Below are 23,911 nucleotides of genomic sequence, written 5' to 3'. Positions count from 1 at the left end.
CCGAACTATCCGGTACCGACTGTAGCCGATACGGCACGTACGCGGTACTGTGGTCGGCATGACCACGCACACCCAGCCCCGGACGGCCTCGGGCCCGGTCGTGCGCGACGGGCGGGACTCGCGCTGGGAGGCGCACCGCACCGAGCGCCGGCAGCAGCTCGTCGAGGCGGCGCTCAAGGCGATCCGCCAGCACGGCGCCGGGGTGGGCATGGACGAGATCGCCGCCCAGGCCGGCACGAGCAAGACCGTGCTCTACCGCCACCTCGGCGACAGGGCCGGCCTCTACGGCGCCGTCGTCGCCGCCGTGGACGAGACTGTGCTGGGCGACCTGGGGGCGGCCTCGCAGCACGGCACCGATGCGCTCGCCAAGATCCAGGCGATGGTGCACTCCTACCTCTCGCTCGTGGAGCGCGACCCGGAGATCTACCGCTTCGTCATGACGCGCCCGCTGGAGACCACGGAGGGCGACCCCGACGACCCGGTGCACCGGATCACCGACCGGGTCAGCGAGCAGCTGACCGGCGCGATCCGCACCCACCTCGAGCAGCACGGCCGCGCCGACGAGGCGGACCTGCTGGCCCCCGCGTGGGGCCACGGCATCGTCGGCCTCGTCCGGGCGACCGCCGACCACGTCCTCACCAGCACCTCGACCACCCGGCTCGGCGTCGACGACGCCACCCACGCGGTGATCGAGCTCATCCGACCCGCACTCGCAGGAGAGAGCACCCGATGACCACCTCCACCCGGCAGACCACCACCCCCCACCCCGGCACCGACGTCGCCATGCCGGACGCCGCGGCGCCGCAGGCGAGCGAGCCCCGTTCCACCGAGCAGCTGACCGACCTGGGCCAGGGGCTGCGCGCGGCCACCGGCGGGCGCTACGGCCCGGTGCGCGACCTAGCGCGGGCGAGCGTGCCCGCCGAGGTCATGGTCCGCGACGCCTCGCTCGACATGGCCGGCGCCCGGGCGTGGACCAACGAGGCCCTGCGCAGCCTGGTGCGGTACGGCATGGCCGGCAGCGGCTTCCCGACGACGGTGGGCGGCCTGGACGACGTCGGCCGCTCCTGCGTCGACTTCGAGATGACCGCGCACGGCGACCTCTCGCTCACGGTGAAGTCCGGGGTCCACTTCGGCCTCTACGGCGGAGCGGTGACCGCGCTGGGCAACGAGTGGCACCACGAGACCTTCCTGCGCCCCAATCTCGCGCTGGAGCAGATCGGGTGCTACGCGATGACCGAGTTCGGCCACGGGTCGGACGTCGCGTCGCTGCAGACCACGCATACCTATGACCCGGAGACCGACGAGATCGTCGTGCACTCCCCCACCCCGTCGTCCACCAAGACCTACATCGGGGCCGCCGCCCAGGACGCGCACGTCGCCGCGGTCTACGGCCAGCTGCACGTCGGCGAGGAGTCGCACGGGGTGCACGTCGTCGTCGTGCCGATCCGCGACGCCGACGGCAACCCGCTGCCCGGCGTCACCCTCGGCGACAACGGCGCCAAGGGCGGCCTCGCCGGCGTCGACAACGGCACGATCACCTTCGACCACGTCCGGGTGCCTCGCGCCCACCTGCTCAACCGCTTCGGCGGCATCGACGACGAGGGCCGCTACGTCTCCGACATCGACAGCGACAACAAGCGCTTCTTCACGATGCTCGGGACCCTGGTGCGCGGCCGGATCTGCGTCGCCGCCGGGGCGGCCACCGCGTCCCGCAAGGCGCTCTCGATCGCCACGAGGTATGCCCTGCGCCGGCGCCAGTTCAGCGCGCCCGGGCACGACGGCGACGTCGTGCTCATGGACTACCTCGCCCACCAGCGCAAGCTCATCCCGGCCATCGCCACCGCCTACGCGCACACCTTCGCGGTCAACGAGGTGGTCGAGCGGCTGCAGGAGCTGCACGAGATGCCGGAGAAGGACCAGGTGGCCCAGCGCGAGCTGGAGACCCGCGCGGCCGGCCTCAAGGCGGTCATCACGCGCTTCGGCAACGACACGATCCAGACCTGCCGGGAGGCCTGCGGCGGCGCCGGCTACCTCGCGGAGAACGGCCTGACCGTCCTGCGGGGCGACGCCGACGTCTTCGCGACCTTCGAAGGCGACAACACCGTCCTGCTGCAGCTCGTCGCCAAGGGGCTGCTCTCCGGCTACAAGGAGATGTGGGGCGACCTGGACATGCGCGGCATGGTGCAGTTCGCGGCACGGACCTTCGGCGGGCAGTTCGTCGAGGCCACCGCCGCCCGGCCGCTCATCGAGCGGCTGCGCACGGCCGCGGCCCGCAAGGGCGAGGGCGAGACGCTGCTCGACCGGGGCTGGCAGCTGGCGATGTTCGCCGACCGTGAGCGCCACGTGCTGGAGACGCTCGCGACCCGCCTGCGCCGCCGCGCCGACGACCAGGACTCCTTCGAGGCCTTCAACTCCGCCCAGGACCACGTGCTGCTGGCAGCCCGCACCCACATGGACCGGGTCGTGCTGGAGGCCTTCGTGGCCGGGATCGAGGAGTGCGAGGACGAGCAGGTGCGCGAGGTGCTGGACCGTCTCTGCACGCTGCACGCGCTGACCTCGATCGACGCGGACTCCGGGTGGTTCCAGGCGCACAACCGCATGTCCGCGGGGCGGGCGAAGGCCGTCGTCGCACAGATCAACGAGCTCTGCGCCGAGCTGCGGCCCCAGGTCCTGGACCTCGTCGAGGGGCTCGGGATCCCGGAGACCTGGCTCAACTCGCAGATGCTGCAGGACGACACCTCGGCGCGCTGGACCCCGGGCGCCGACGTCTGAGCCCGCCCGGCACGTCCCGGGCCCTCCCCCTCAGCGCGCGCCGTTGGCCCACAGGTCCCGGAGCAGGGCCACCTCGGCCAGGTGGTGGATGACCTCCCGGTTGATGTGCAGGACCAGGGTGAGCATCGGCGCCTCCGCCCACGGGCCCTCGGCCGGACCCACCGGCCGGCGGAGCGCCTCGTCGTCGAGCGCGCGCACCCCGCCGGACCAGGCGGCATACGCCGCGTCCAGCTGGTCCAGCGCCTGCTGCGCGGTGCCGGCGTAGTCCCACTGCAGGATGTCCGCCTCGGGTCCGCCGAAGTGGCTGTGGGCGCGCAGCCCCAGCACCCCGACGATGACGTGCCCGAGCCGCCAGGCGATCGAGGTGACCGGCGCGGGGTCGGGCTCGGGGTGGGCCCAGTCCAGCTGCCACTCCCCGCCCCCGGCGCGCGCCGTCACCGAGGGCGGCGGCTGGTCCGAGCGGCGGCGCGCATTCCAGGTCCCCGGGACCGGCTCCCAGAGGTATTCCTCGTCGCCCAGCCCGTCCAGCCGTGGCCGGGCGTGGTGTGTCCAGTGGAAGTCGAGCTGCTCGGCGAGGTCCGTCGTGAGGGAGTCCATGCTGCGATGACACCACAGCACGAGGACACATCCTGTCCGCGGCGCGTGACAGGGTGTCGCCATGACCGACCCCACGACCCGGGTGCTGCGGCTCCTGGGGCTCTTCCAGACCCGGGCCCTGTGGAGCGCGCAGGAGCTGGCGGACCGGCTCGGGGTGACCACCCGGAGCATCCGCCGCGACATCGAGCGGCTGCGCGAGCTCGGCTACCCGGTGCGCGCCAGCAGCGGGGTCGGGGGCGGCTACCAGCTCGGCTCCGGCGGGTCGCTGCCGCCGCTGCTGCTCGACCAGGACGAGGCGGTGGCCGTGGCGGTCTGCCTGCGCCTGGCCGCCGGCGGCACCGTGGCGGGGGTGAGCGAGGCCGCCGTGCGGACCCTCGCCAAGCTGGACCAGGTGCTGCCCGCGCACGCCCGGGAGCAGGTGGCGGCCATCCACGAGAGCACGGTCACCGTCGGCAGCGCGCGGGCGGTCGTCGACCCGGAGGTCCTCATGGCGGCCTCCCGGGCCTGCCGGGACCGGCTGCGGACCACGCTGCGGTATGTCGCCCGCGACGGTGAGGCGTCGACCCGCCGGGTCGAGCCGGCCACCCTCGTCGCGGTGAGCCACCGCTGGTACCTCCTGGCCTTCGACCTGGACCGGGACGACTGGCGCAGCTTCCGGCTGGACCGCGTCCAGGGGCTGACCGTCGGGACGATGCGCAACGCCGCGCGCCCGGTGCCGGACCCGGCGTCCTACATCACCCGCTCGGTGACGCAGGCGCCCTACCGCTGGGTCGCCCGCGCGCGGGTGCGGATGGGTGCGGACGAGCTGGCCGAGCACGTCTCCCCCCTGGCCGGGGAGGTCACCGAGCTGGCCGACGGGTGGTGCGAGCTGGTGACCGGCGGCGAGTCCCTGGACTACCTCGCGGCCGAGCTGGTGCTGCTCGGGGCCGACGTCGAGGTGCTCGAGCCACCGGAGCTGGTCGCGCACCTGGACACGGTGCGCGACCGGCTCCGGTAGGGGTCAGGGCAGGGCGCGGCGCAGCGAGGCGTAGGACACCAGCGCGAGGAGCGCCAGGACCGGCAGGCTCCACAGGGTGAGGCCGAGGGTCCCGACGCCGCCCATCCAGCCGAAGAAGTCGCCCCAGGCACCGGTCCGGGTGAGCAGCCATACCCCGACGAGCAGGGCGAGCGCCACCACGATGAGGCCGGCGGTGAGGACGAGCGCGCCGAAGCGCTTGTAGATCGTCGCGCTGAGGAAGCCGACCTGGAAGAAGGCCATCGACATGACGAGGTAGGCCAGGGCCGCGGGCGCCCAGCCCTCGGCCCACACGCCGGGGACCTGGAAGAAGACGCTGCCGGTGCCCAAGCCGTCGGTGGCTTCCTCGAGGAAACCGCCGAGGACGTAGATCACGGTGAGCGCGGCTGAGGCGAGCAGGGCCGTCAGCATGGTGCCGAGGAAGAACTCCCGTCGGGTGACGCTGAGGGCCTGGGAGAAGGGGAAGGTCAGCGTGAGCGACTGCACGCCCACGACGAGGAAGTACCACATCGGGGCCTGCGCGCCGCCCCCCACGATCCCCTCGACCGGCAGCATGGCGAAGATGGCCAGCGTGATGACGAAGGCGCCACCGAGGACGAGCAGCGGGACCCAGACGTAGGTCTGCTTGTTGACCAGCTGCAGGCGGACGACGGACAGGGTGCGGTTCATGGCACGAGCTCCTTGTGCTCCGGGACGGACCCGCTGGCCCGTCGGGTGAGGCGGACGACGAGCTGCTGGAGGGACACCGGCGCGACCTCGAGGTCGGCGGCGGCGAGCCGCTGCCGGTCCTGCTCGGACAGGCCCCCGAGGACCGTGGCGGAGGTCACCCGGCCCAGGCTCTCGGTGTGGATCACCTCGCGTCCGGCGACGAAGTCCTCGACCGCCGCCGCGTCGCCCACCACCGCGGCCGCACGGCCGCGCAGGGCGTCGGTGTCCTCGTCGAGCAGGATCTGGCCCTGCTCGATGACGAGGACCCGCTCCAGCAGCGGGGCGACCTCGTCGATGAGGTGGCTGGACAGGACGATCGTCCGCGGGTGCTCGGCGTAGTCCTGCAGCAGCCGGTCGTAGAACAGCTGGCGGGCGACGGCGTCGAGACCGAGGTAGGGCTCGTCGAAGAAGGTGATCTCGGCGCGCGAGGCCAGCCCGATGATGACGCCGACCGCGGAGAGCTGCCCGCGGGACAGCTTCTTGATGCGGCGGCCCAGGGGCAGGCCGAAGTCCTGCACCAGCTCCTGCGCGAGGTCGTCGTCCCACCGGGGGAAGAACAACCGGGCCATCTCGAGCGCGTGCCGTCCGGTGGCGTCGTCGGGGTACTTCTGGCTCTCCCGGACGAAGCACACGCGGGAGAGGACCGCGGGGTTCTCCACCGGCGTCCCGCCGAAGACCCGGACCTGCCCCGAGGTGGCGAAGTTCTGCGCGGTGAGGATCGACATGAGCGTCGTCTTGCCCGCGCCGTTGCGGCCGAGCAGGCCGTAGATCGCGTCCTCCTGGATCGCGAAGGACACGTCGTCCAACGCGGTCGTCTCGCGGTATCTCTTGGTGAGGTGCTGCACCTCGATGACCGAACCCATCAGCTCGGCTCCTTCCTGGTGGTCCCTGCGCTCCGCTGGGCGATGAGGGCCGCCACGTCGTCCGGCCCGAGACCGAGGCGACGTGCCTCGGTCAGCATCGGGTCGACATACGCGGCGGCGAAGTCCGTGGTCCGCCGGGCCAGCAACGTGGCGCGGGCGCCCTCGGCGACGAACATCCCGACGCCGCGCCGCTTGTAGAGCACGCCGTCGTCGACGAGCTGGTTGATGCCCTTGGCGGCGGTGGCCGGGTTGATCCGGTGGAAGGCGGCGAGCTCGTTGATCGAGGGCGCCCGCTCCTCCTCGGCGAGGGTGCCGTCGACGATCGAGCCCTCGATGCTCTCCGCGATCTGCACGAAGATCGGCCGGCCTTCCTCGATCACTCTCGCCTCCTTGGTTAGTTACTAGAGTAGTAGACCACATGACCAAGGCAGGCGCAAGGGTGCACGGGGAGGCGGGAGGTGCCGCCCGAGCCGCTCCGGGCAGGCTTGTGCAGCAGGTGGTGTCACACCGGTCGTCCCCACGACGGGTAGGACGCATGCCTCGGCACCAGGAGGTGCACAGGCGTGGTCAGCGGGCGAGGACCCCCGCCAGCAGCGCGCCCCCGAGGACCACCAGCCCCGCCACGAGGTGCGGCCGGCGCGCCTCCTTGAGCACGATGAGCAGCTCGCGCAGGTATGCCCCGACCGGGGAGTCGATCGGGACCCGCACCCCGACCACCTGCAGCGGCAGCCGGTGCCGGGCGACGAGCAGGCTGGTGCGGGCGGCGTGGTAGGCGCTGGTCACGACCGCGTAGGGCGGCGGGCAGCCCTGCTCCTGCAGCAGCCGGGTCGACAGCAGGAGGTTGTCCTCCGTGGTCGCGGCCCGGTCCTCGAGGATCAGCGGGGTTTCGGGGTCCTGCGCGCGGACCCAGCGCGCCATGGCCTCCGCCTCGGCCGGGCGCTCCCCCCGGGCGCGTCCCCCGGTCAGGACCAGCGGCAGCACCGCCGCTCCGACCGCGCCGGAGCCGAGCGCCGTGAGCCGGGCGAGCGCGGTGAGGCCACCACGCAGACGGGCGGCGAGCTCCTCCCCCACCTCGCCGTCCGGCACCGGGGCCCCGAGCACGATGACGGCGCGGCGGTCCGCCGACACCGGGCGCCGGCACAGCCACCAGCGCCGGGCCAGGAGCAGCACCATGACGAGCCCCGGCCACGCCGCGAGGAGGATCAGACCCGCGCCCAGGCCGACGAGGACGGGGGCGGAGGCATACCCCAGCAGGAGCAGGCCGACGACGGGCACGAGCAGCGTGGCGACGCCACCGGTGAGCGCGCCGCGGGTGTCGGCGTCGCGACGGCCCCGCGCGAGCCGGGTCCCGGCATACCGGAGCAGCAGCCCGGGCAGGACCAGGCCGAGCGGGGCCAGGACGACGCCCGTCACGAGGACGGGCAGGGGAGCGCTCAGCCGCGGGCCTCCGCGAGCACGGCGGCGAGCGCGTCGGTGACCTGCCGCAGCTCGTCCGCGGTGATGGTCAGCGGCGGGGCGAGGCGGATGGTCGAGCCGTGGGTGTCCTTGGCGAGGACGCCCTTCTTGGCCAGCGCCTTGCACGCCTCCTTGCCCGTCATGAGCTCCGGGTCGATGTCGATGCCGGCCCACAGGCCGCGCACCCGGACCGTCTCGGCGCCCTGGCCGACCAGCTTGCCGAGCTCGTCGGCGAAGACCGACTCCAGCTCCTTGGCGTGCGCCTGGTGCTCGCCGGTCGCCAGCAGGTCGACGACCGCCTTGCCGACCGCGGCGGCCAGCGGGTTGCCGCCGAAGGTCGAGCCGTGCGTGCCGGGGGTGATGACATTCATGACCTCGGCGTCGGCGGCGACCGCCGAGACCGGCACGATGCCGCCGCCGAGCGCCTTGCCGAGGGTGTACATGTCGGCCTCGACGCCCTCGTACTCGCAGGCCAGCGAGGTCCCGGTGCGGCCGAGGCCGGACTGGATCTCGTCGGCGATCATGAGGACGTTCTTGCTCGTGCACAGCTCGCGCAGGCCGGGCAGGTAGCCCTCCTTGGGGATCATGACGCCCTGCTCGCCCTGGATCGGCTCGACGAGGACGGCGGCGGTGTTGTCCGTGATCGCGGCCTCGATCGCGGCGAGGTCGCCGTAGGGCACCGCGACGAAGCCGGGGGTGTAGGGGCCGTAGTGGTCGTGCGCCTCCGGGTCGTCGGAGAAGGAGATGATCGTCGTCGTGCGGCCGTGGAAGTTGCCGTCCATGACGATGATCTCGGCCTGGCCGTCCGGCACGCCCTTGACCTGGTATGCCCACTTGCGGGCGATCTTCAGCGCGGTCTCGACCGCCTCGGCGCCGGTGTTCATCGGCAGGATCATGTCCTTGCCGACGAGCTCGGCCAGGGACTCGCAGAACGGACCGAGCTGGTCGTTGTGGAAGGCCCGGGAGGTCAGGGTGGAGCGGTCGAGCTGGTCCTTGGCCGCCTGCACCAGAGCGGGGTGGCGGTGGCCGAAGTTGAGGGCCGAGTAGCCGGACAGCGCGTCGATGTAGGTGTTGCCCTCGACGTCGGTGACGTGAATGCCCTCGGCATGCTCGACGACCACCGGAAGCGGGCTGTAGTTGTGGGCGGCGACCTTGTCCTCGAGGTCGATGTAGGCCTGGTTCGTGGACAGCTCAGTCATGCGGTCATCCTAGGGGTCACGTGGGGCGGGTCGGTGCGGCGCATCGGTGCGCACGACCACACCACGCTGTGTAGTCATGCATGATCCAGCATACCTATGCATCACTCATGGATCGGACACCCCGGCGTCAGGAGGTCTCGAGGGCGTCGCCGGCCTGCTCCGGCAGCAGGAGGTATGCCGCGAGCGCGCCGACGACGAAGGCGGCGCCGAAGAGGGTGAACAGGGCGGCGTTGCCCCAGGTGCCGAGGATGACCGGCACGAGCAGCGGCGCGGCGATCGAGGCGATGCGGCCGAAGCCCGCCGCGGCGCCCGCCCCGGACGCGCGCACGCTGGTGGGGTAGATCTCCGGGGTGACGGCATACAGCGCGCCCCAGGCACCGAGGTTGAAGAAGCTCATGGCGCAACCGGCGGCGATGATCTGCCAGACCTCGCCGGACAAGCCGAAGAAGACGGCCGAGACCGCCGAGCCCAGCAGGAAGGTCGCCAGCGTCGCCCTCCTCCCCCAGACCTCGACGAGCACGGCCGCGAGGGCATACCCGGGGAGCTGGGCGAGGGTGATGACCAGGGTGTAGCCGAACGAGCGCACCAGGTCGAAGCCCTGCGCGTAGAGCAGGGTCGGCAGCCAGATGAAGGCGCCGTAGTAGGAGAAGTTGACGCAGAACCACACCACCCAGATGCCGACGGTGCGCACCCGGTATGCCGGGGACCAGAGCGCCCCCGCGCTCCGGGGCGGCGCCTCGGGCAGCGGCCGGCTCTGCTCGTGCGGGACCCCGGCGGACTCCTCGAAGGAGCGCACCACCTCCTCCGCCTGGGTCTCGCGACCGCGGCGCTCGAGGAAGAGCGGGGACTCGGGCATACCCCAACGGATGACGACGGCGTAGATCGCCGGGACGAGCCCGAGCGCGAACGCCCAGCGCCAGCCGTTGTCGCTGGCCGGCACGACGAAGTAGCCGATGAGCGCCGCGAGCAGCCAGCCCACCGCCCAGAACGACTCGAGCAGGACGACCATGCGCCCGCGGATCCGCGTGGGCGACAGCTCGCTGACCAGCGTCGAGGCGACCGGCAGCTCGGCACCGAGCCCGATGCCGACGAGGAAGCGCAGCACGAGCAGCGCCGCCAGCCCGCTGACCAGCGCCGACGCGCCCGTGGCGAGGCCGTAGACGAGCAGCGTGGTCGCGAAGACGGTGCGGCGGCCGTAGCGGTCCGCGAGCATGCCACCGAAGGTGGCGCCCAGCGCCATCCCGACGAAGCCGATCGACAGCAGCCAGGACTGCTCGGTGCGCGTGAGGTCCCACTGGGTCGCGATCGCGAGGCCGACGAAGGAGATGAGCCCGACGTCCATCGCGTCCAGCGCCCAGCCGGTGCCCGAGCCGAGCAGGACCCGGGTGTGCTTGCGGGTGTACGGGAGTCGCCCCATGCGCTCCGGGCGCGTCGGCAGGCTCTGGTCGGTCACGGTCGCCATGGGTGTCGATCGTAGACGGGACGCGGTCAGCCCGGCAGGGTGGCGAGCAGGCCCAGGATCCGGTCGACCGAGTCGGCGGGGAGCGCGTCGCTGCCGCCCAGGGCGGTGCGCACGTAGATCCCGTCGCTCACGCGCAGGACGAGCAGGGCCAGGTCGGGGTCGCCCAGCGCCTCCGTGAGCGCGGCGAGGAAGTGCTCGTCGAGGCGCAGCAGCGCCTCGCGCGCCGCCGCGTGCTCGTCCAGCTGCCCGAGCTTGAGCAGCGCGAGGTAGGTGCGGTCGAAGGGCTGGTTCGCGGCCACCGACTCGCGCAGGAAGACCTCGAGCGCGTCCGGGAGGGCTGCCAGCCGCCGCTCCTCGGCGGCGGCGAAGACCTCGAGCCGGTCTGCCAGGCCTTCGACGAGCGCGTCCTTGGACCCGAAGTGGTAGAGCAGGCCGCCCTTGGACACCCCGGCCTCCCCGGCGGTGGCGGCGAGGGTCCCGGCCCGCTCCCCGTGCTCGATGACGAGGTTCTCGAAGGCGTCGAGCAGTCGCGAGCGCGTCTGTTCACCCTTGGCCATGGCGTCATCCTAACGGTTGCTACTAAACCGTCCAGACGGTATAGTTTTAGTCATGACCGCGCTCGACCTCACCCCGCCCGCGACGGCACCCCGGGCGACCCGCCGCGACTGGGCCGGCCTGGCCGTGCTCATGCTCCCGGTGCTCCTCGTGTCCATCGACACCACGGTGCTGAACTTCGCGCTCCCCCAGATCGCCCAGGCGCTCTCCCCCACGGCGGCCCAGCAGCTCTGGCTCATCGACGCCTACCCGCTGGTGCTGGCGACGCTGCTCGTGACGATGGGGACCGTCGGCGACCGGATCGGGCGGCGCCGCGTCCTGCTCGTCGGCGCCACCGGCTTCGCCGCCGTCTCCGTCCTGGCGGCCTTCGCGCCGACCGCCGAGCTGCTGCTCCTCGCCCGCGTCGGGCTCGGCGTCTTCGGCGCCACCCTCATGCCGGCCACGCTCTCGCTGCTGCGCACGATGTTCCTCGACCGGTCCCAGCGCCGGCTGGCGATCGCGATTTGGGCCACCGGCTTCTCCGTCGGCGCCGCGCTGGGTCCGGTGGTCGGCGGCGTGCTGCTGGCGCACTTCCACTGGGGCTCGGTCTTCCTGGTGGCCGTCCCCGTGCTCGTGCCGCTGCTCGTCCTCGGGCCCTTCCTCATCCGGGAGTCCCGCGACCCGGCGCCCGGCCGCATCGACCTCGTCGGGATCGCGCTGTCCATGGCCGCGCTCGGCGGGCTCGCCTGGTCGCTCAAGCACGTCGCGGTGGAGGGGCTCGACGCTGTCTCCGTCGCCGCCCTGGTCGCCGCGCTGGCCGCCGGCACCGCCTTCGTGCGCCGGATGCGCCGCTCGGTCAACCCGATGCTCGACGTGCGACTCTTCGCCGTGCCCGCCTTCTCCGGCGCCCTGGCGGTCAACCTGCTGAGCATCGTGGCGCTGACCGGCTTCCTCTTCTTCGTCACCCAGCACCTGCAGCTCGTCGAGGGTATGCCCCCGCTCGAGGCCTCCCTCGTGCTCGTCCCGGGCGTCCTGGCCATGATCGCCGCCGGGCTCCTCGTGGTCCGCGTGGTGCGCCACGTGCGTCCGGCGGTCGCGGTCGTGGGCGGGCTGACCTTCTCCTTCGTGGCCTACGCCCTGCTCAGCCTGGGCGGCACCGCGACGACGATCCCCCAGATCGCGATCTCCTTCGCGCTGCTCGGGATGGGCATCGGCGCCGCCGAGACGATCTCCAACGACCAGATCCTCACGGCCGTGCCCCCGGCGAAGGCCGGCGCCGCCTCGGCGGTGAGCGAGACGGCATACGAGTTCGGCGCGGTGCTCGGCACCACCGTGCTGGGCGGGCTCCTCACGGCCGTCTACCGGTCCTCGCTGCACATCCCCGCCGGCACCGACGAGGCGTCGGCCGCGGCGGCCCGCGAGACGCTGGGCGGTGCCGCCGCCGCGGCGGAGCGGACCGGCGACCCGGCCCTGCTCGAGGCGGCCCGCGCCGCCTTCGACGCCGGCGTCGGGGTCACGAGCACCGCGGGTGCCGTCCTCGTGGCGGTCGCCGCGCTGGTCGGCTGGGTCACGCTCCGGCACGCGGAGCGCTGACCGCCCCGCCGGGTCGCCCATCCCCGAATTCGACCTTGGGTTTCGTCGCCATGGCGATGAAACCCAAGGTCGAATTCCGGCGGTGGTCGGTGGTTCCAGCCAGCCAGAGCCGGCGGTGGCCGGTGGCGGTGGCCGCTCAGCGGTAGTTGGTGAACTGCAGCGCCACGTCGAGGTCCTTCTCCTTGAGCAGCCGCTGCACCGCCTGCAGGTCGTCGCGCGACTTGGAGGTCACCCGCAGCTCGTCGCCCTGGATCTGCGACTTCACGCCCTTGGGCCCCTCGTCCCGGATGATCTTGCCGATCTTCTTGGCGTTCTCCGAGGAGATGCCGCTCTTGAGCCCGGCCTCCAGCCGGAACTCCTTGCCCGAGGCGTACGGCTCGCCGTCGTGCGTGTAGTCGAGGTGCTTCAGCGAGACCCCGCGCTTGACCAGCTTGGTCTGCAGCACGTCGAGCACCGCCTTGCAGCGCTCCTCGCTGTTGGCGGCCATCGAGATGCTCTCGCCGGACAGCTCCACCCGGGCGCCGACGTTGCGGAAGTCGTAACGGTTGCCGATCTCCTTGGCCGCCTGGTTGACGGCGTTGGCGACCTCCTGGTGATCGACCTTGCTGACGATGTCGAAGGACGAGTCGGCCATGGGCATACCTCCTGTGTCGTGTCGGTGGCGGCCCGCTCGCGGGTTCGGACCACCGGGGGTGTGACTGTTAGCATGTCACCCGCGCTCAGCGCGCACGGCAGGTTGTCCGAGCGGCCAATGGAAGCGGACTGTAAATCCGTCGGCTTACGCCTACGCAGGTTCGAATCCTGCACCTGCCACCCACCGAGGACGGGCACCGGGAGACCGGTGCCCGTCCTTCTTTTCCTCCTGGGTATGCCCGCCGCCGTCACCGCTGCGGAGCGGCGCCTGCAACACCGGGTCGGGGCCGGACATAGTGCAGGTGGACGGGCCGACCGGGCCCGCCGCAGCCACCAGGAGGAGCGATGCCGCTACGCCTCGCCGGGGACCAGCCCGGCACGGGGACGACCGGGACCCCCCGGGACGCGACCTGGTTCGACTCCTTCTTCGCCCAGCACGCGACCCAGGTGCACCGTTACCTCACCCGGCGCGCGGCACGGGACGACGTGGAGGACCTCACCGCCGAGGTCTTCGCGACCGCCTGGCGCCGCCGGGAGAAGATCCCGGCCGACTACGAGCTGCCGTGGCTCTACCGCACGGCCTCCTACGTCCTGGCCAACCACCGCCGCAAGCCCACGCTGACGCTGCTGTCGGACTACTCCGGGCAGGAGGAGGGTGACCTGCACGTGCGCAGCGTCGACCCCGCCGACCTGGTCATGGCCGACGACGAGGTCCGCCGGGCGATGTCGCGACTCAGCACCCGGGACCGCTCCATCCTCATGCTCCACGCGTGGGAGGGCCTCGACGGAGAAGGCCTGGCCCAGGCGCTCGGCCTCACCCGCGGCGGGGCCGCCGCCGCGCTCTCCCGGGCCCGCGCCCGCCTGCGCGAGGCCTGGGAGCACGACCACTAGACCCCTCCGCCGGACCCCGCGGCCCGGCACACCCGCACCACCTGCGCACCACCGCACCGAAGGAGACCGACCATGGTCGAGCACCACGACGACGAGGGCCTGCACCGGCTGCGCGCCAGCGACCCGGCGACCGGGTCCCACCCGGACCTCTCCCGCCTGCGCGCGCTGGTCGAGCACAAGGCGCCGGCCAGCCGGGGCGCCGGCGCCGATCGGGCCACCCAGGTCGACGACCTGCTGCGCGACCCGGTCATCCGGGCCCCGTGGGTGGCGGCCGCGTGCATCGCGGCCCTGGCCATCGGCGCCGGCGGGTATGCCCTGGGCGCGCAGCGCGGACCCGGCACGCTGCTCGTCGCCGGCGAGGACTCGCTCCTCGGCGCGGCCGGCGCCGGGATGGAGCCGGGGCTGAGCGCGGAGATGGCGGGGTCGGCATACGCGAGCAGCGGTTCCTCCGTCGAGAGCGCCCCCGAGCCCTACGACCCCGGTCCGGTGCGGCTCGTGGCCGGCCCCGCGCTGTCGCAGGAGACCACGACGGCCCCGATCTCGGTGCTGCGCAGCGACGAGGACCCGGAGGCCTTCCTCGCAGCCTGGGCGGAGGCGCTCGGGATGGACGGCGTGCCCATGGAGGTCGACGCCGACTTCCTCCCAGAGGGCGACGTCGGTCTGGCCGAGGCGGAGACGGGTCGGATGATCATGGCCTCCACCGACGGGGGCGGCCTCTACGTCTCCTACTCCGACTTCTACTCCTCGCCCGACTGCCGGGAGGGCATCACCGCCGTCTCCGGCCAGGAGCGGGAGATGCTCACCGAGTACTGGGAGGCGACCTTCGGCGAGGGGACGCCGCTGCCGACGGCCGAGGACTGCCACGAGCTCACCGGCGAGCGGCCGACGAAGGAGCAGGCCAGGGGTGCGGCCCAGGACTTCCTCGACCGGGCCGGCATACCGACGGAGGGCTTCGACTTCCGGGTGGACGACGAGGAGTACGGCTACGGCGACGGCTTCCCCGTCGTCTACGTCGAGGCCGCGCCCCCGGGCGGCGCCTACGGGCCGCGGCACGTCCACCTCACCGTGGGACCCGAGGGCGTCATCGACGCCGGCGCGGGACTGGGCGAGATGGTCGCGATCGGTGACTACCCGGTGATCTCCCCCGCCCAGGCCGTGGAGCGCTACGGGGAGAAGGAGTTCACCGAGGAGTACGGCGTGCAGCTCCCGGAGGACCTGGAGGACACCGCGCCGAGCGCGACGGGCACGACGGGCACGACCTTCGTCGCACCCGAGCTCCCCGACCCCCCGGAGGTGGAGGACGGCATGGCCCTCCCCCTGCTCCTCAAGGACAAGGAGGTCACCGGCGCCGAGCTGGTGCGGGGCTCGATCTACACCCACGCCGGCACCATGGAGGTCCCCGTGTGGGAGCTCTCCACCGACGACGGCATGACCTACACCGTCATGGCCGTGGCAGACGAGGCGATCGACTGGATCTCCTGGGGCTGACCGACCGACCGGGTGGGACGATGGCGGGCGTGATGCCCGCCGTCGTCCCCCTGTCGTTGCCCCGCCCGCCGGCCCTCGTGCTGCGCGGGCAGCGCTTCGACAGCGGGCGACCGGCCGTCATGGCGGTCGTCAACCGCACCCACGACTCGTTCTGGGCTGGCAACCGGCACGGCGACCTCGACGACGCGCTCGCCGCCCTGGACGCCGCGGTCGCGCAGTGCGCCGACATCGTCGACGTGGGCGGGGTGCGTGCCGGTCAGGAGGGCGAGGACGTCAGCGCCGCGCTGGAGAAGGACCGGGTGCTGCCCTTCCTTCGAGGCGGCGCGGGCGGCCCACCCCGGGCTGGTGCTCTCGCTGGACACCTGGCGCAGCGAGGTCGCGGCCGCCGCGGGCGGGCTGGTCGACCTCGTCAACGACACCTGGGCGGGCCACGACCCGGAGCTGGTGCACGCCGCAGCCCGGGCTAGGGCGGGTGTCGTGGTCTCGCACACCGGGGGTCTGCCGCCGCGCACCGACCCCGTCGACGTCCGGTATGCCGACGGCCACGGCGAGGACGAGCTCGCCGTGGTGCGCGACGTGGTGGCGGTGCTCGCGCGGGGCGCACGGGCTGCGGTGGAGGCCGGGGTGCCGTCGGAGCGGGTGCTGGTCGACCCGACCCTGGACTTCGGCAAGACGACCCGGCACTCGCTCACGACGCTGCGGCACACCGCGGACGTCGCGGCGCTGGGCTTCCCGGTGCTGCAGGCGCTGTCCCGCAAGGACTTCGTCGGCGAGACCCTCGACCTGGAGGTCGAGGAGCGGCTGGAGGGCACGCTCGCGGCGACGGCGGTCGCGGCCTGGCTGGGCACGGCGGTCTTCCGGGCCCACGACGTGCGGGCCACCCGGCGCGTCGTCGACATGGTCGCGAGCATCCGCGGCGACCGTCCCCCGGCCCGGGCGGTCAGGGGTGAGCCGGCGGACGGCATACCCCGGACCGCGCGAGGGGCCTGAGCCTGTGCACGGTTCCGGCGCCTGAGCACGCTTGCCGGACCTGAGCACGCTTCCGGGACCTGAACACGGACATGGGGCCAGGGCGCAGGTTATTTCCTACGCTCCGCCCCCATATCCGTGTTCAGGTCCGGCGGCCTCGGTCAGAGGCGCTCGATGCCCGGCTGGCTGCCCCGGGCCATCTGCTCCAGGCGGGAGATCCGCTGGGCCATCGGCGGGTGGGTGGCGAACATCTTGCCGACGTCGCGGGCGCGGAACGGGTTGGCGATCATCATGTGGCTCGCGTTGACGAGCTGCCGCTCCGGCTGGAGCGGGGCCTTCTGGGTGCCGGACTCCAGCTTGCGCAGCGCCGAGGCGAGCGCGAGCGGGTCCCCGGTGAGCTGGGCGCCGTCCTCGTCGGCGTCGTACTCGCGGGTCCTGCTGATCGCGAGCTGCACCACGGTCGCGGCGAAGGGCGCGAGCAGCGCCATCGCGAGCATGGCGAAGGGGTTGCCGCCGTTCTCCCGGCTGCCGCCGAAGAAGAGCGCCATCTGCGCCACCGAGGTGATGACGCCGGCGATGCCGGCCGCGACCGAGCTGGTGAGGATGTCGCGGTTGTAGACGTGCATGAGCTCGTGGCCGAGCACGCCCCGCAGCTCGCGCTCGTCGAGCAGGTGCAGGATGCCCTCGGTGCAGCACACCGCCGAGTTCTCCGGGTTGCGCCCGGTCGCGAAGGCGTTGGGCGCCGCGGTGGGGCTGACGTAGAGCCGGGGCATGGGCTTGCCGGCCTCGCGGGAGAGCTCCTCGACGATGCGGTACATCGCCGGCTGCTGCTCCCGGGTCACCGGCTGGGCGCGCATCGCCTTGATGGCCAGCTTGTCCGAGTTCCAGTAGCTGTAGGCGGTCGTGGCCAGACCGAAGATGGCGAAGATCCAGATCCAGTTGCCGCCCAGCAGGGCGCCCATCCCGAGGAAGATCGCCCAGATGGCGCCGAAGAGGAAAGTCGTCTTCAGCCCGTTGTAGTGCTTGTGCATGTCAGGTGAACGACGGGGCGTCGTTCCGGTGTTCCCGAGGTATGCCCGGAGTCACCGGCATGCCGTTCCCGGCTCGCCGAGTGGCCCACTTCGGCGCGCAGACACGTTCGATTGGGGTACGCAACTGGGCCACTCGGCACGAGCTGACGCGCCGAGAGTGCTCAGACGATGCCGACGGGGGCGATGCTGCCGACGACGAGGGCGGCGGTGAGCAGGCCGACGAGCACCCACAGCCGCACCGGCACCCCCGGCGCCTTCTGCCCCTCCGGCGCCTTCTGCCCCTCCGGCGCCTCTTGCGCCTCTTGCCCCTCCGGTGCCTCCTGTGCCTCACCCTGCCGCACGCCCTCGGCCCGCGGGCCGGCGAGGACGACCAGCCAGCGCAGGTAGACGGCGATCCCCAGGGCGATGTTGACCGCCGCCACGAGCGCCAGCCACCAGGTCTCGTCGCCGAGCACCGGCCGCAGCGCCACGATCTTGGCGACGACGCCGGCGATCGCCGGGGGCAGCCCGGCGAGGGTCAGCAGGGCGAGCCCGAGCGGGACGGCGAGCAGCGGCCGGTCCCGCAGCAGGCCGCGCTGGGCCTCCAGCGACGTCCGCCCCGGCGCCGCACCGGACCCCTCCGCAGCCTCCGCTCCCCCGTCGCGGGCGAGCGCCGCCACCGCCGCCACGACGACGAAGGCCAGCAGCGTGGCGACGACGTAGACCACGAGGTAGGAGCCGGCGGCGTTCGCCGCCCGCGAGGACACCGTGGCCAGCGGCAGGAGCACCCAGCCGGCCTGGGCGACGGTCGACCAGGCGAGCAGCCGCACGCCGTCGTGCTGCACCAGCGCCACGAGGTTGCCGACGGTCATCGACGCGGCCGCCAGCAGCGCGAGCGCGACGAGGGTGGTCCCGTCGAGCACGCCGAGGGCCCGCACGACGACCACGAGGCCCCCGAGGGCGGCGACCTTCGAGACGGTCGCGAGGTAGGTCGTCACGGGGAGCGGGGCCCCGGCATACGTGATCGGGGTCCACGCGTGGAAGGGCACGGCGGACACCTTGAACGCCAGCCCGGCGGCGAGGAGCACCGCGGCCAGCACGAGCAGCTCGGGGTGCGTCGGGGGTATGCCGGTGAAGCGGGTGCTGCCGGTCGCGGCGGCCCAGAGTCCGGCACCGAGCGCCAGCAGCCCGAACGAGACCAGCGACGTGGTGAGCAGCGCGACGGCGCCGTCCACCGCGCGGGCCCGGCGGGGCGCCGCCCAGGTGGTGCGCACCAGCACGACGAGCGCGACCGTCGGCAGGGTCGCGAGCTCGAGCGACACGAGCAGGGAGCTGAGGTCCCCGGCGGCGGGCACCGCCACCACACCGGCGGTCGAGGCCAGCATCAGAGCCATGACGACGGGCGCGCGGCCCGTCGGCTCCGCGCCGCCGTCGCGGCCCGGGGCCGACCAGTCCGGCCAGGCGAGCACCAGCACCACGAGCCCCGCGAGGAGCGCGGCGAGCTGCAGCACCGAGGTGAGGTCGTCGGCGGCGTAGGCGCACCACCCGTCAGGCAGGCAGAACGCCGAGCGCCGGTCGCCGGCCGGGAGCAGGAGCCCCGGGACGGCCGCGGCCGCCCCGGCCGCGAGCCCGGCGCCGCCGAGGTAGAGGTGGGGCGTGCGACGGCCCGGGAGCGCGACGTCGAGCACGAGCACGACGACCGCCGCCAGGACGGGCGCGAGGACCGGCAGCAGCGCCACGAGGTCGAGCTGCAGCGTCATCGGAGCAGCACCCCCTCGACGAAGGGCGCGGTCAGCGACAGGAGCAGGGTCGGGACCAGGCCCAGCAGCAGCACCAGGACCCCGAGCAGGCGCAGCGCCACCCGCTCGGTGAGGACCGCGTCGGGTATGCCCGGCTCCACGCGGTCGCCGAACCACACCTCGCGCAGCACGCGCACGGCGTACGCCACGGCCAGGGCTCCGCCGAGGGCGCCGACGACCGCGAAAGCCCGGAACCACCCCTCCGGCCGGTCCGGCGCCGGCGACCACGCCGCCAGCAGACCGCCGATCTCGCCCCAGAACACGGCCAGCCCCGGCAGCCCGCTGGAGGCGGCCATCCCGACCACGAGGGCCAGCCCGAGGCGGGGGGTCACCTCGCGCAGGGCGGCGTGCCGGACGGTGAGGTCGGCGCTGCCCCACCGGTGCTTGAGCCCGCCGACCACGACGAAGAGCAGCGCGGAGACCAGGCCGTGGGCCACGTTGCCGAAGAGGGCGGCCTGCAGCCCGGCCTGCGTCCCGGAGGCGATGCCGAGGACCACGAAGCCCAGGTGCGCGATGGAGGACCAGGCGATGAGGCGCTTGAGGTCCCGCTCGACCAGGCAGACCAGCGAGGCCCAGACGATGCCGGCCACCCCGAGCCCGGCGAGCAGCGGCGACCAGGCGGCGAAGCCCTCGGGGACGACGGGCACCACGAGGCGCACCATGCCGTAGGTGCCGAGCTTGAGCAGGACCGCCGCCAGGAGCACCGAGCCCGCGGTCGGGGCGGTGGCGTGCACCCAGGGCAGCCACGTGTGCAGCGGGAAGACGGGGACCTTGAGGGCCAGGCCGACCAGCAGGACCGCGGCGATCGCGAGCTGGGAGCCGCGGCCCAGGGTGGCGCCGCCCTGCTCGGCCCACACCTGCAGGTCGGTGCTGCCGAGCGCGGTCGCGAGCGCGAGGATGCCGAGCAGCACCAGGGAGGAGCCCACGACGGTGACCATGAGGAAGCGGACCGCGGCACCCTCCCGGTCGCTGCCCGGGTCGCCGTGCCGGGCCACGAGGAGCCACATGGGCACGAGCACCAGCTCGAAGCCGATGAAGAAGAGCAGGGCGTCGCCGGCCAGGAAGGCGACCAGCGCACCGAGCAGGACGAGCAGCAGGCAGGCGTGGTAGCTCGCGAGCCCGGGGACGTCGACGGCGCGCACCACCGGGATGGGCGAGGTGGGGTCGGTGTCCTCCTCGTCCACCGGCACGTGCCGGGGCTCGTGCGCCGGGTGGAGGTGGAGCGCCGTCGCGACGACGCCCACCACCGCCGTGAGCAGCAGCAGCGGGACGGACAGCCCGTCGGGGCGCAGGCTGAACCACACGCCGAGGCTGGGGATCCAGCTGACCTCGACGACCGGGCGGTCCAGCGCCACCCCGGCCACGCCGAGGGCGCTGAGCGTAGCGGCGGCCAGCGAGGTGCGGTGCACGACGCGGTGGCCCGGCTGCTCCGGCCAACGCCCGACGACGAGCAGCGTCACGGCGGCGAGGAGCAGCGGGGCGAGCGCGAGGGCATACCACCAGGCACCGAGGTCCGGCACCAGGGCGAGGAGGTCGTCGCGCACCCGGCCGATCGTCCCGGTCACGCGGTCACCACCCCGATCGCGGCCAGCACGAGCATGCCGGCCAGGACGAGCGCGAGCCCGGGCGTCGCCCGACGCGGGCTGAGGAGGTCGCCGACCCGGCCGAGCGGCCGGGGACCCGCCCCGAGGCCGCGCACCCAGGCGTCCAGCACCTGGTCGTCGAACCAGGCGACCCCCCGGGCGAGCGCGAGGACCGGGGTGGCGACGAGGGCGCGGTAGGCGACGTCGGCGTAGAGGCCCCGCTCGGCGGCCAGGCTCGCCGCGGCGGGTATGCGCGCGGCCGCGTCACGGGTGCGCACCCCGCCCGCCGCGAGGCGCACGAGCAGCGCGCTGACCAGCATGAGCAGCAGCGTCGCGACGGTGAGCTGCAGGTCGAGCTCGACCTGCGGGCCCCAGACCGGGAGGAGGGAGACCAGCGCGCCGAGGAGGGTCATGAGCATGAGGAAGGAGGTGCCCATGCGGGCGGAGGAGCTGATCGCGGCCTCGGCCCGCTCGACCCCCTCGGCCTCCTGGACGACCTGCGGCTCGTCGAAGAAGTCGTCGATCCGCTGCACCGGGCCGGGGTGGTAGGTCTGCGCCAGGTCCTGGACCACCGTCGGGCGGCTGAGCACCAGCCAGGCGCGCATGCAGTAGGCCGCGGTGAGCGGGGCGCTGGCCCCGACCGAGGCCAGGACGAGCACCGGGACGAGACCGCCGCCGGCCCCCGGACCGGTGCCGGCCTCGGCGGTGCCCAGGATGAGCTCCTTGGAGAAGAAGCCGACGAAGGGCGGCACGCCGGCCAGGGCGAGCAACCCCCAGCCGAAGCGGTGGCGCAGGACGCGGTAGCGCCGCGCGCCGGAGGCGACCAGGGCCATCGCGGTGCCGCCCACGAGGACGCCCAGCCAGCCGGTCGTCAGGAAGAGCAGGGCCTTGAACCACGCGTGCGCGACGAGGTGCTGCAGCGCGGCGTCCGGGCCGGTCGCCGGCGTGGCGGCGGCGAGGACGGCGAGCATGAGCGCCACCTGGCTCACCGTGGACCAGGCGAGGAGCCGCTTGAGGTCGCCCTGGGCGAAGGCCAGGAGGGCGGCGCCGATCATCGTGGTGCAGGCCAGCACGGCCAGCAGCAGGCGCGCGGTGCCGGACAGCACGAGCAGGTCGAAGAGCTGGGCGAGCACCACCGTGCCGGCCGCGACCATCGTCGCGGCGTGGATGAGCGCCGAGGCCGGCGTCGGACCCTCCATGGCGTCCGGCAGCCAGTCCTGGAAGGGGAAGAGCGCCGACTTGCCGGCCACCCCGACGACCAGCAGGCACAGGGCGAGGGTGAGCGTGGCCGAGGCGCCGTCCGCGGCCCAGTGCTCGACCACCCCGCTCGTGCGCGTCGTGCCGGCGCCGGTCGCGAGGATCACCAGGCCGAGGACGAAGCCGATGTCGGCGGTCCGGGTGACGAGCAGCGCCTTGCTGGCGGCGCGCGCGGCGGCGGAGCGGGTCGAGTGGTGCCCGATGAGCAGGTAGGAGCACCAGCCCATCACCTCCCAGCCGACGAGTGTGAGCAGCAGGTCGTCGGCGTGGACGAGCAGCAGCATCGCCGCGGTGAAGAGGGACACCGTGGCGGCGAAGGAGCGGTAGCGCGGGTCGTACCAGAGGTACCAGCGGGCATACCCCTGGACGACGAGCGCGACCGCGGCGACGGTGGCGGCGACCAGGGCGGTCGGCCAGGCCACCATGAGCCCCAGCGGGGCTTGCAGCTCCCCGAGGCGCAGGGCCCCGATGGTGCCGACCTCGCGCTGCGCGCCCTCGATCCGGGTGAGGGTGTAGAGCTGCCACAGCGTGGCGAGGAAGGCGACGAGCGAGCCGCCGACCCCCACCCACGCGGCGAGCCGGTTGGAGCGGCCGGTCAGCCCCAGACCGGCGAGCGCCGCGAGCAGCGTCGCCAGGATCGCCCAGTGGGCGGGCGCGCCCCACAGGTCCGGCATGGGCAGCTCGGGCAGCGGTATGTCCGGGAGCTGCAGGTCGGACCAGGGCACGTCGGGGAGCTCAGGCATGCTCGCCCACCTCCCCCGGGCCGTCGGCGCCGTCGAGCTCGGCGTGCAGGTCGACGTGACCGCGGGCGCGGAACAGCGCGAGCAGCACCGCGAGCGCGACGACGACCTCGGCCGCGGCGATCGTGATGACGAAGAGGGTGAGCACCGCGGCGCTCGCGTCGCCTCCGGCGGCGGTCTGCGCGACGGTGACGAGCAGCAGCCCGGCCGCGCCGAGCAGCAGCTCGACGCCGATGAGCACGAGGACGGCGTGGCGCCGGGCGAGGATGCCGTAGGCGCCCAGGCCCGCGAGCAGGGCGACGAGGAGGTAGGGCAGGGCGGGGCGGATCACGTGTCCTCCCCCTGCACGGCCTCGACCTCGGGCGGGGCGTCCGGCCGCTGGCTGGGGGCGTCCTGCCCGCCGACGGGGGCCCGCGCCACCGCGACCGCGGCCACGAGCGCCGTGAGCAGCAGCACGGACAGCAGCTCGAAGGGCCAGACGTCGGTGCCGAAGATCGTCGCGGCCACCGCCTCGTTGCCCGGCCCGTCCAGCGGCACGCTGCCCCAGCCGAAGGCGGACAGCAGCGCCCCGCCGAGCACCACCGTGGTGCCTGCCCCGACGAGCCCGGCGGCCACCCGCTGGGGCACGGAGGTGACGACCGGCACCCCGCCGGAGCGGGTGAGCATGAGGGCGAAGAGCACGAGCACGACCACGGCGCCGACATAGATGAGCAGCTGGACCAGCGCGACGAGCTCGGCGCCCAGCACGAGGTAGCAGCCGGCCAGCCCGCCGAGGGTCACCACGAGCCAGAGCGCCGCGTGCAGGACCACCCGGGAGGTGACCGAGAGCAGCGCGGCGCCGAGCGTCACCAGGCCCACGGCGCTGAAGAGCACGTCCAGCCCGCTCACGGCTCCTCCTCCGTCGCCGGCAGGGCGCTCTTCGGGACCGAGTCCATGAACGTCCCGAGCCGCTCCTTGTCGTGCAGGAGGTTGCGGATGTCCCCCTCGGCATACGCGAAGTCCGGCGCCCAGAAGAGCGCGTCGAACGGACAGACCTCGATGCAGATGCCGCAGTACATGCACAGCGAGAAGTCGATGTCGAAGCGGTCCAGGACGTTGTGCGAGCGCTCCCGCCCGCCCTCGGTCTCCGCCGGGAGGGTCTCCTTGTGCGAGTCGATGGTGATGCACCAGTCCGGGCACTCGCGGGCGCACAGCATGCACGAGGTGCAGTTGTCCTCGAGCAGCGCGATGACGCCGCGGCTGCGCTCGGGCAGCTCGGGCTCGGTATGCGGGTAGCGGGCCGTGTGCGCCCGCCGGGTCAGGGTGCGCCCCGTCGTCGCCAGGCCGCGCAGCAGGCCGGTCAC

At 73.5% G+C, this 23,911-nt stretch carries 22 protein-coding genes, 1 tRNA gene and 1 pseudogene; 8 read left to right on the top strand and 16 right to left on the bottom strand.

Going from position 1 to position 23,911, the window contains the following annotated elements:
- The first annotated feature begins 58 nt into the window (after positions 1-58).
- Both SGUI_RS14530 and SGUI_RS14525 read left to right on the top strand, forming a co-directional pair.
- Positions 59-733, top strand: a complete 675-nt coding sequence (locus tag SGUI_RS14530; protein WP_066643477.1) for a TetR/AcrR family transcriptional regulator — start codon at positions 59-61, stop codon at positions 731-733.
- The gene (locus tag SGUI_RS14525; protein WP_066641476.1) at positions 730-2,772 is read left to right on the top strand and encodes an acyl-CoA dehydrogenase family protein; all 2,043 of its coding nucleotides are present in this window, start codon (positions 730-732) and stop codon (positions 2,770-2,772) included. Before SGUI_RS14530 ends, SGUI_RS14525 begins: the two co-directional genes overlap by 4 nt.
- Before the next feature lie 30 nt (positions 2,773-2,802).
- On the opposite strand, the gene SGUI_RS14520 is transcribed toward SGUI_RS14525, so the two are convergent.
- Positions 2,803-3,369, bottom strand: a complete 567-nt coding sequence (locus tag SGUI_RS14520; RefSeq protein ID WP_066641474.1) for a DinB family protein — start codon at positions 3,367-3,369, stop codon at positions 2,803-2,805.
- Positions 3,370-3,430: 61 nt separating this feature from the next.
- Here SGUI_RS14520 and SGUI_RS14515 point away from each other — a divergent pair, with 61 nt between their 5' ends.
- Complete coding sequence (locus SGUI_RS14515; protein WP_066641473.1) at positions 3,431-4,366, top strand: helix-turn-helix transcriptional regulator; 936 nt, start codon at positions 3,431-3,433, stop codon at positions 4,364-4,366.
- A gap of 3 nt (positions 4,367-4,369) precedes the next feature.
- Here SGUI_RS14515 and SGUI_RS14510 read toward each other — a convergent pair whose 3' ends face one another.
- The 7 genes from SGUI_RS14510 to SGUI_RS14480 form a co-directional block, all read right to left on the bottom strand.
- On the bottom strand, positions 4,370-5,053 hold the full coding sequence (locus SGUI_RS14510) for a hypothetical protein (protein ID WP_066641472.1): 684 nt from the start codon (positions 5,051-5,053) through the stop codon (positions 4,370-4,372).
- The gene (locus SGUI_RS14505) at positions 5,050-5,955 is read right to left on the bottom strand and encodes an ABC transporter ATP-binding protein (RefSeq protein WP_066641471.1); all 906 of its coding nucleotides are present in this window, start codon (positions 5,953-5,955) and stop codon (positions 5,050-5,052) included. The genes SGUI_RS14510 and SGUI_RS14505 overlap by 4 nt, the downstream gene beginning before the upstream one ends.
- Complete coding sequence (locus SGUI_RS14500; protein ID WP_066641470.1) at positions 5,955-6,335, bottom strand: GntR family transcriptional regulator; 381 nt, start codon at positions 6,333-6,335, stop codon at positions 5,955-5,957. The genes SGUI_RS14505 and SGUI_RS14500 overlap by 1 nt, the downstream gene beginning before the upstream one ends.
- A gap of 187 nt (positions 6,336-6,522) precedes the next feature.
- Positions 6,523-7,368 carry a YdcF family protein gene (locus tag SGUI_RS14495; RefSeq protein WP_066641468.1) on the bottom strand — a complete coding sequence of 282 codons (846 nt, stop codon included), beginning with the start codon at positions 7,366-7,368 and terminating at the stop codon, positions 6,523-6,525.
- 20 nt (positions 7,369-7,388) lie between these two features.
- The gene (rocD, locus tag SGUI_RS14490; RefSeq protein ID WP_066641466.1) at positions 7,389-8,609 is read right to left on the bottom strand and encodes an ornithine--oxo-acid transaminase; all 1,221 of its coding nucleotides are present in this window, start codon (positions 8,607-8,609) and stop codon (positions 7,389-7,391) included.
- Between the two features lie 127 nt (positions 8,610-8,736).
- Positions 8,737-10,071 carry an MFS transporter gene (locus SGUI_RS14485; protein WP_202816586.1) on the bottom strand — a complete coding sequence of 445 codons (1,335 nt, stop codon included), beginning with the start codon at positions 10,069-10,071 and terminating at the stop codon, positions 8,737-8,739.
- A 26-nt stretch (positions 10,072-10,097) separates the two neighbouring features.
- A complete protein-coding gene (locus tag SGUI_RS14480) occupies positions 10,098-10,628 on the bottom strand; it encodes a TetR/AcrR family transcriptional regulator (RefSeq protein ID WP_066641464.1) in 531 nt (176 codons plus the stop codon).
- Between the two features lie 52 nt (positions 10,629-10,680).
- Between SGUI_RS14480 and SGUI_RS14475 the strand changes: the two genes are divergently transcribed.
- Positions 10,681-12,198 (top strand): MFS transporter, encoded by a 1,518-nt coding sequence (locus SGUI_RS14475; protein ID WP_066641462.1) that lies wholly within the window; start codon positions 10,681-10,683, stop codon positions 12,196-12,198.
- Between the two features lie 136 nt (positions 12,199-12,334).
- On the opposite strand, the gene SGUI_RS14470 is transcribed toward SGUI_RS14475, so the two are convergent.
- Positions 12,335-12,832 (bottom strand): YajQ family cyclic di-GMP-binding protein, encoded by a 498-nt coding sequence (locus SGUI_RS14470; RefSeq protein ID WP_066641460.1) that lies wholly within the window; start codon positions 12,830-12,832, stop codon positions 12,335-12,337.
- A 96-nt stretch (positions 12,833-12,928) separates the two neighbouring features.
- Here SGUI_RS14470 and SGUI_RS14465 point away from each other — a divergent pair.
- From SGUI_RS14465 to folP, 4 genes and pseudogenes are all read left to right on the top strand, one after another.
- Positions 12,929-13,011 (top strand) — tRNA-Tyr (locus SGUI_RS14465).
- Between the two features lie 165 nt (positions 13,012-13,176).
- Positions 13,177-13,722 (top strand): RNA polymerase sigma factor, encoded by a 546-nt coding sequence (locus SGUI_RS14460; RefSeq protein ID WP_066641458.1) that lies wholly within the window; start codon positions 13,177-13,179, stop codon positions 13,720-13,722.
- Positions 13,723-13,794: 72 nt separating this feature from the next.
- Positions 13,795-15,210: a hypothetical protein gene (locus SGUI_RS14455; protein ID WP_066641456.1), complete on the top strand. Its 1,416-nt coding sequence runs from the start codon at positions 13,795-13,797 to the stop codon at positions 15,208-15,210.
- A gap of 20 nt (positions 15,211-15,230) precedes the next feature.
- Positions 15,231-16,200 (top strand): annotated as a pseudogene (gene folP / locus SGUI_RS14450) (dihydropteroate synthase).
- Positions 16,201-16,340: 140 nt separating this feature from the next.
- Here folP and htpX read toward each other — a convergent pair.
- The 7 genes from htpX to SGUI_RS14415 all read right to left on the bottom strand — a co-directional run bounded on the left by htpX (position 16,341) and on the right by SGUI_RS14415 (position 23,911).
- Entirely contained in the window at positions 16,341-17,210 is an 870-nt protein-coding gene (htpX, locus tag SGUI_RS14445) for a zinc metalloprotease HtpX (RefSeq protein ID WP_066641454.1), read from the bottom strand.
- Between the two features lie 161 nt (positions 17,211-17,371).
- The gene (locus tag SGUI_RS14440; protein WP_066641452.1) at positions 17,372-18,949 is read right to left on the bottom strand and encodes a proton-conducting transporter transmembrane domain-containing protein; all 1,578 of its coding nucleotides are present in this window, start codon (positions 18,947-18,949) and stop codon (positions 17,372-17,374) included.
- Positions 18,946-20,553: a complex I subunit 4 family protein gene (locus SGUI_RS14435; protein ID WP_237141379.1), complete on the bottom strand. Its 1,608-nt coding sequence runs from the start codon at positions 20,551-20,553 to the stop codon at positions 18,946-18,948. Before SGUI_RS14435 ends, SGUI_RS14440 begins: the two co-directional genes overlap by 4 nt.
- On the bottom strand, positions 20,550-22,571 hold the full coding sequence (locus tag SGUI_RS14430) for an NADH-quinone oxidoreductase subunit 5 family protein (RefSeq protein WP_083190714.1): 2,022 nt from the start codon (positions 22,569-22,571) through the stop codon (positions 20,550-20,552). The genes SGUI_RS14435 and SGUI_RS14430 overlap by 4 nt, the downstream gene beginning before the upstream one ends.
- Entirely contained in the window at positions 22,564-22,899 is a 336-nt protein-coding gene (nuoK, locus tag SGUI_RS14425; RefSeq protein ID WP_066641450.1) for an NADH-quinone oxidoreductase subunit NuoK, read from the bottom strand. Before nuoK ends, SGUI_RS14430 begins: the two co-directional genes overlap by 8 nt.
- The gene (locus SGUI_RS14420) at positions 22,896-23,456 is read right to left on the bottom strand and encodes an NADH-quinone oxidoreductase subunit J family protein (RefSeq protein WP_066641448.1); all 561 of its coding nucleotides are present in this window, start codon (positions 23,454-23,456) and stop codon (positions 22,896-22,898) included. Before SGUI_RS14420 ends, nuoK begins: the two co-directional genes overlap by 4 nt.
- Positions 23,453-23,911, bottom strand: a complete 459-nt coding sequence (locus SGUI_RS14415; protein WP_237141378.1) for a 4Fe-4S binding protein — start codon at positions 23,909-23,911, stop codon at positions 23,453-23,455. Before SGUI_RS14415 ends, SGUI_RS14420 begins: the two co-directional genes overlap by 4 nt.

The sequence above is a fragment of the Serinicoccus hydrothermalis genome (assembly GCF_001685415.1).
Lineage (GTDB): Bacteria > Actinomycetota > Actinomycetes > Actinomycetales > Dermatophilaceae > Ornithinicoccus > Ornithinicoccus hydrothermalis.
This window is presented reverse-complemented; position numbering and strand designations above follow the sequence as displayed.

What these genes read in the sequence shown, in the direction of transcription:
- SGUI_RS14505 (WP_066641471.1), bottom strand. Translation starts at nt 5,955, where the DNA reads ATGGGTTCGGTCATCGAGGTGCAGCACCTCACCAAGAGATACCGCGAG.
- SGUI_RS14455 (WP_066641456.1), top strand. Translation starts at nt 13,795, where the DNA reads ATGGTCGAGCACCACGACGACGAGGGCCTGCACCGGCTGCGCGCCAGC.
- SGUI_RS14525 (WP_066641476.1), top strand. Translation starts at nt 730, where the DNA reads ATGACCACCTCCACCCGGCAGACCACCACCCCCCACCCCGGCACCGAC.
- SGUI_RS14475 (WP_066641462.1), top strand. Translation starts at nt 10,681, where the DNA reads ATGACCGCGCTCGACCTCACCCCGCCCGCGACGGCACCCCGGGCGACC.
- SGUI_RS14440 (WP_066641452.1), bottom strand. Translation starts at nt 18,949, where the DNA reads ATGACGCTGCAGCTCGACCTCGTGGCGCTGCTGCCGGTCCTCGCGCCC.
- SGUI_RS14530 (WP_066643477.1), top strand. Translation starts at nt 59, where the DNA reads ATGACCACGCACACCCAGCCCCGGACGGCCTCGGGCCCGGTCGTGCGC.
- htpX (WP_066641454.1), bottom strand. Translation starts at nt 17,210, where the DNA reads ATGCACAAGCACTACAACGGGCTGAAGACGACTTTCCTCTTCGGCGCC.
- SGUI_RS14510 (WP_066641472.1), bottom strand. Translation starts at nt 5,053, where the DNA reads ATGAACCGCACCCTGTCCGTCGTCCGCCTGCAGCTGGTCAACAAGCAG.
- SGUI_RS14485 (WP_202816586.1), bottom strand. Translation starts at nt 10,071, where the DNA reads ATGGCGACCGTGACCGACCAGAGCCTGCCGACGCGCCCGGAGCGCATG.
- SGUI_RS14460 (WP_066641458.1), top strand. Translation starts at nt 13,177, where the DNA reads ATGCCGCTACGCCTCGCCGGGGACCAGCCCGGCACGGGGACGACCGGG.
- rocD (WP_066641466.1), bottom strand. Translation starts at nt 8,609, where the DNA reads ATGACTGAGCTGTCCACGAACCAGGCCTACATCGACCTCGAGGACAAG.
- SGUI_RS14480 (WP_066641464.1), bottom strand. Translation starts at nt 10,628, where the DNA reads ATGGCCAAGGGTGAACAGACGCGCTCGCGACTGCTCGACGCCTTCGAG.
- SGUI_RS14470 (WP_066641460.1), bottom strand. Translation starts at nt 12,832, where the DNA reads ATGGCCGACTCGTCCTTCGACATCGTCAGCAAGGTCGATCACCAGGAG.
- SGUI_RS14515 (WP_066641473.1), top strand. Translation starts at nt 3,431, where the DNA reads ATGACCGACCCCACGACCCGGGTGCTGCGGCTCCTGGGGCTCTTCCAG.
- SGUI_RS14520 (WP_066641474.1), bottom strand. Translation starts at nt 3,369, where the DNA reads ATGGACTCCCTCACGACGGACCTCGCCGAGCAGCTCGACTTCCACTGG.
- SGUI_RS14430 (WP_083190714.1), bottom strand. Translation starts at nt 22,571, where the DNA reads ATGCCTGAGCTCCCCGACGTGCCCTGGTCCGACCTGCAGCTCCCGGAC.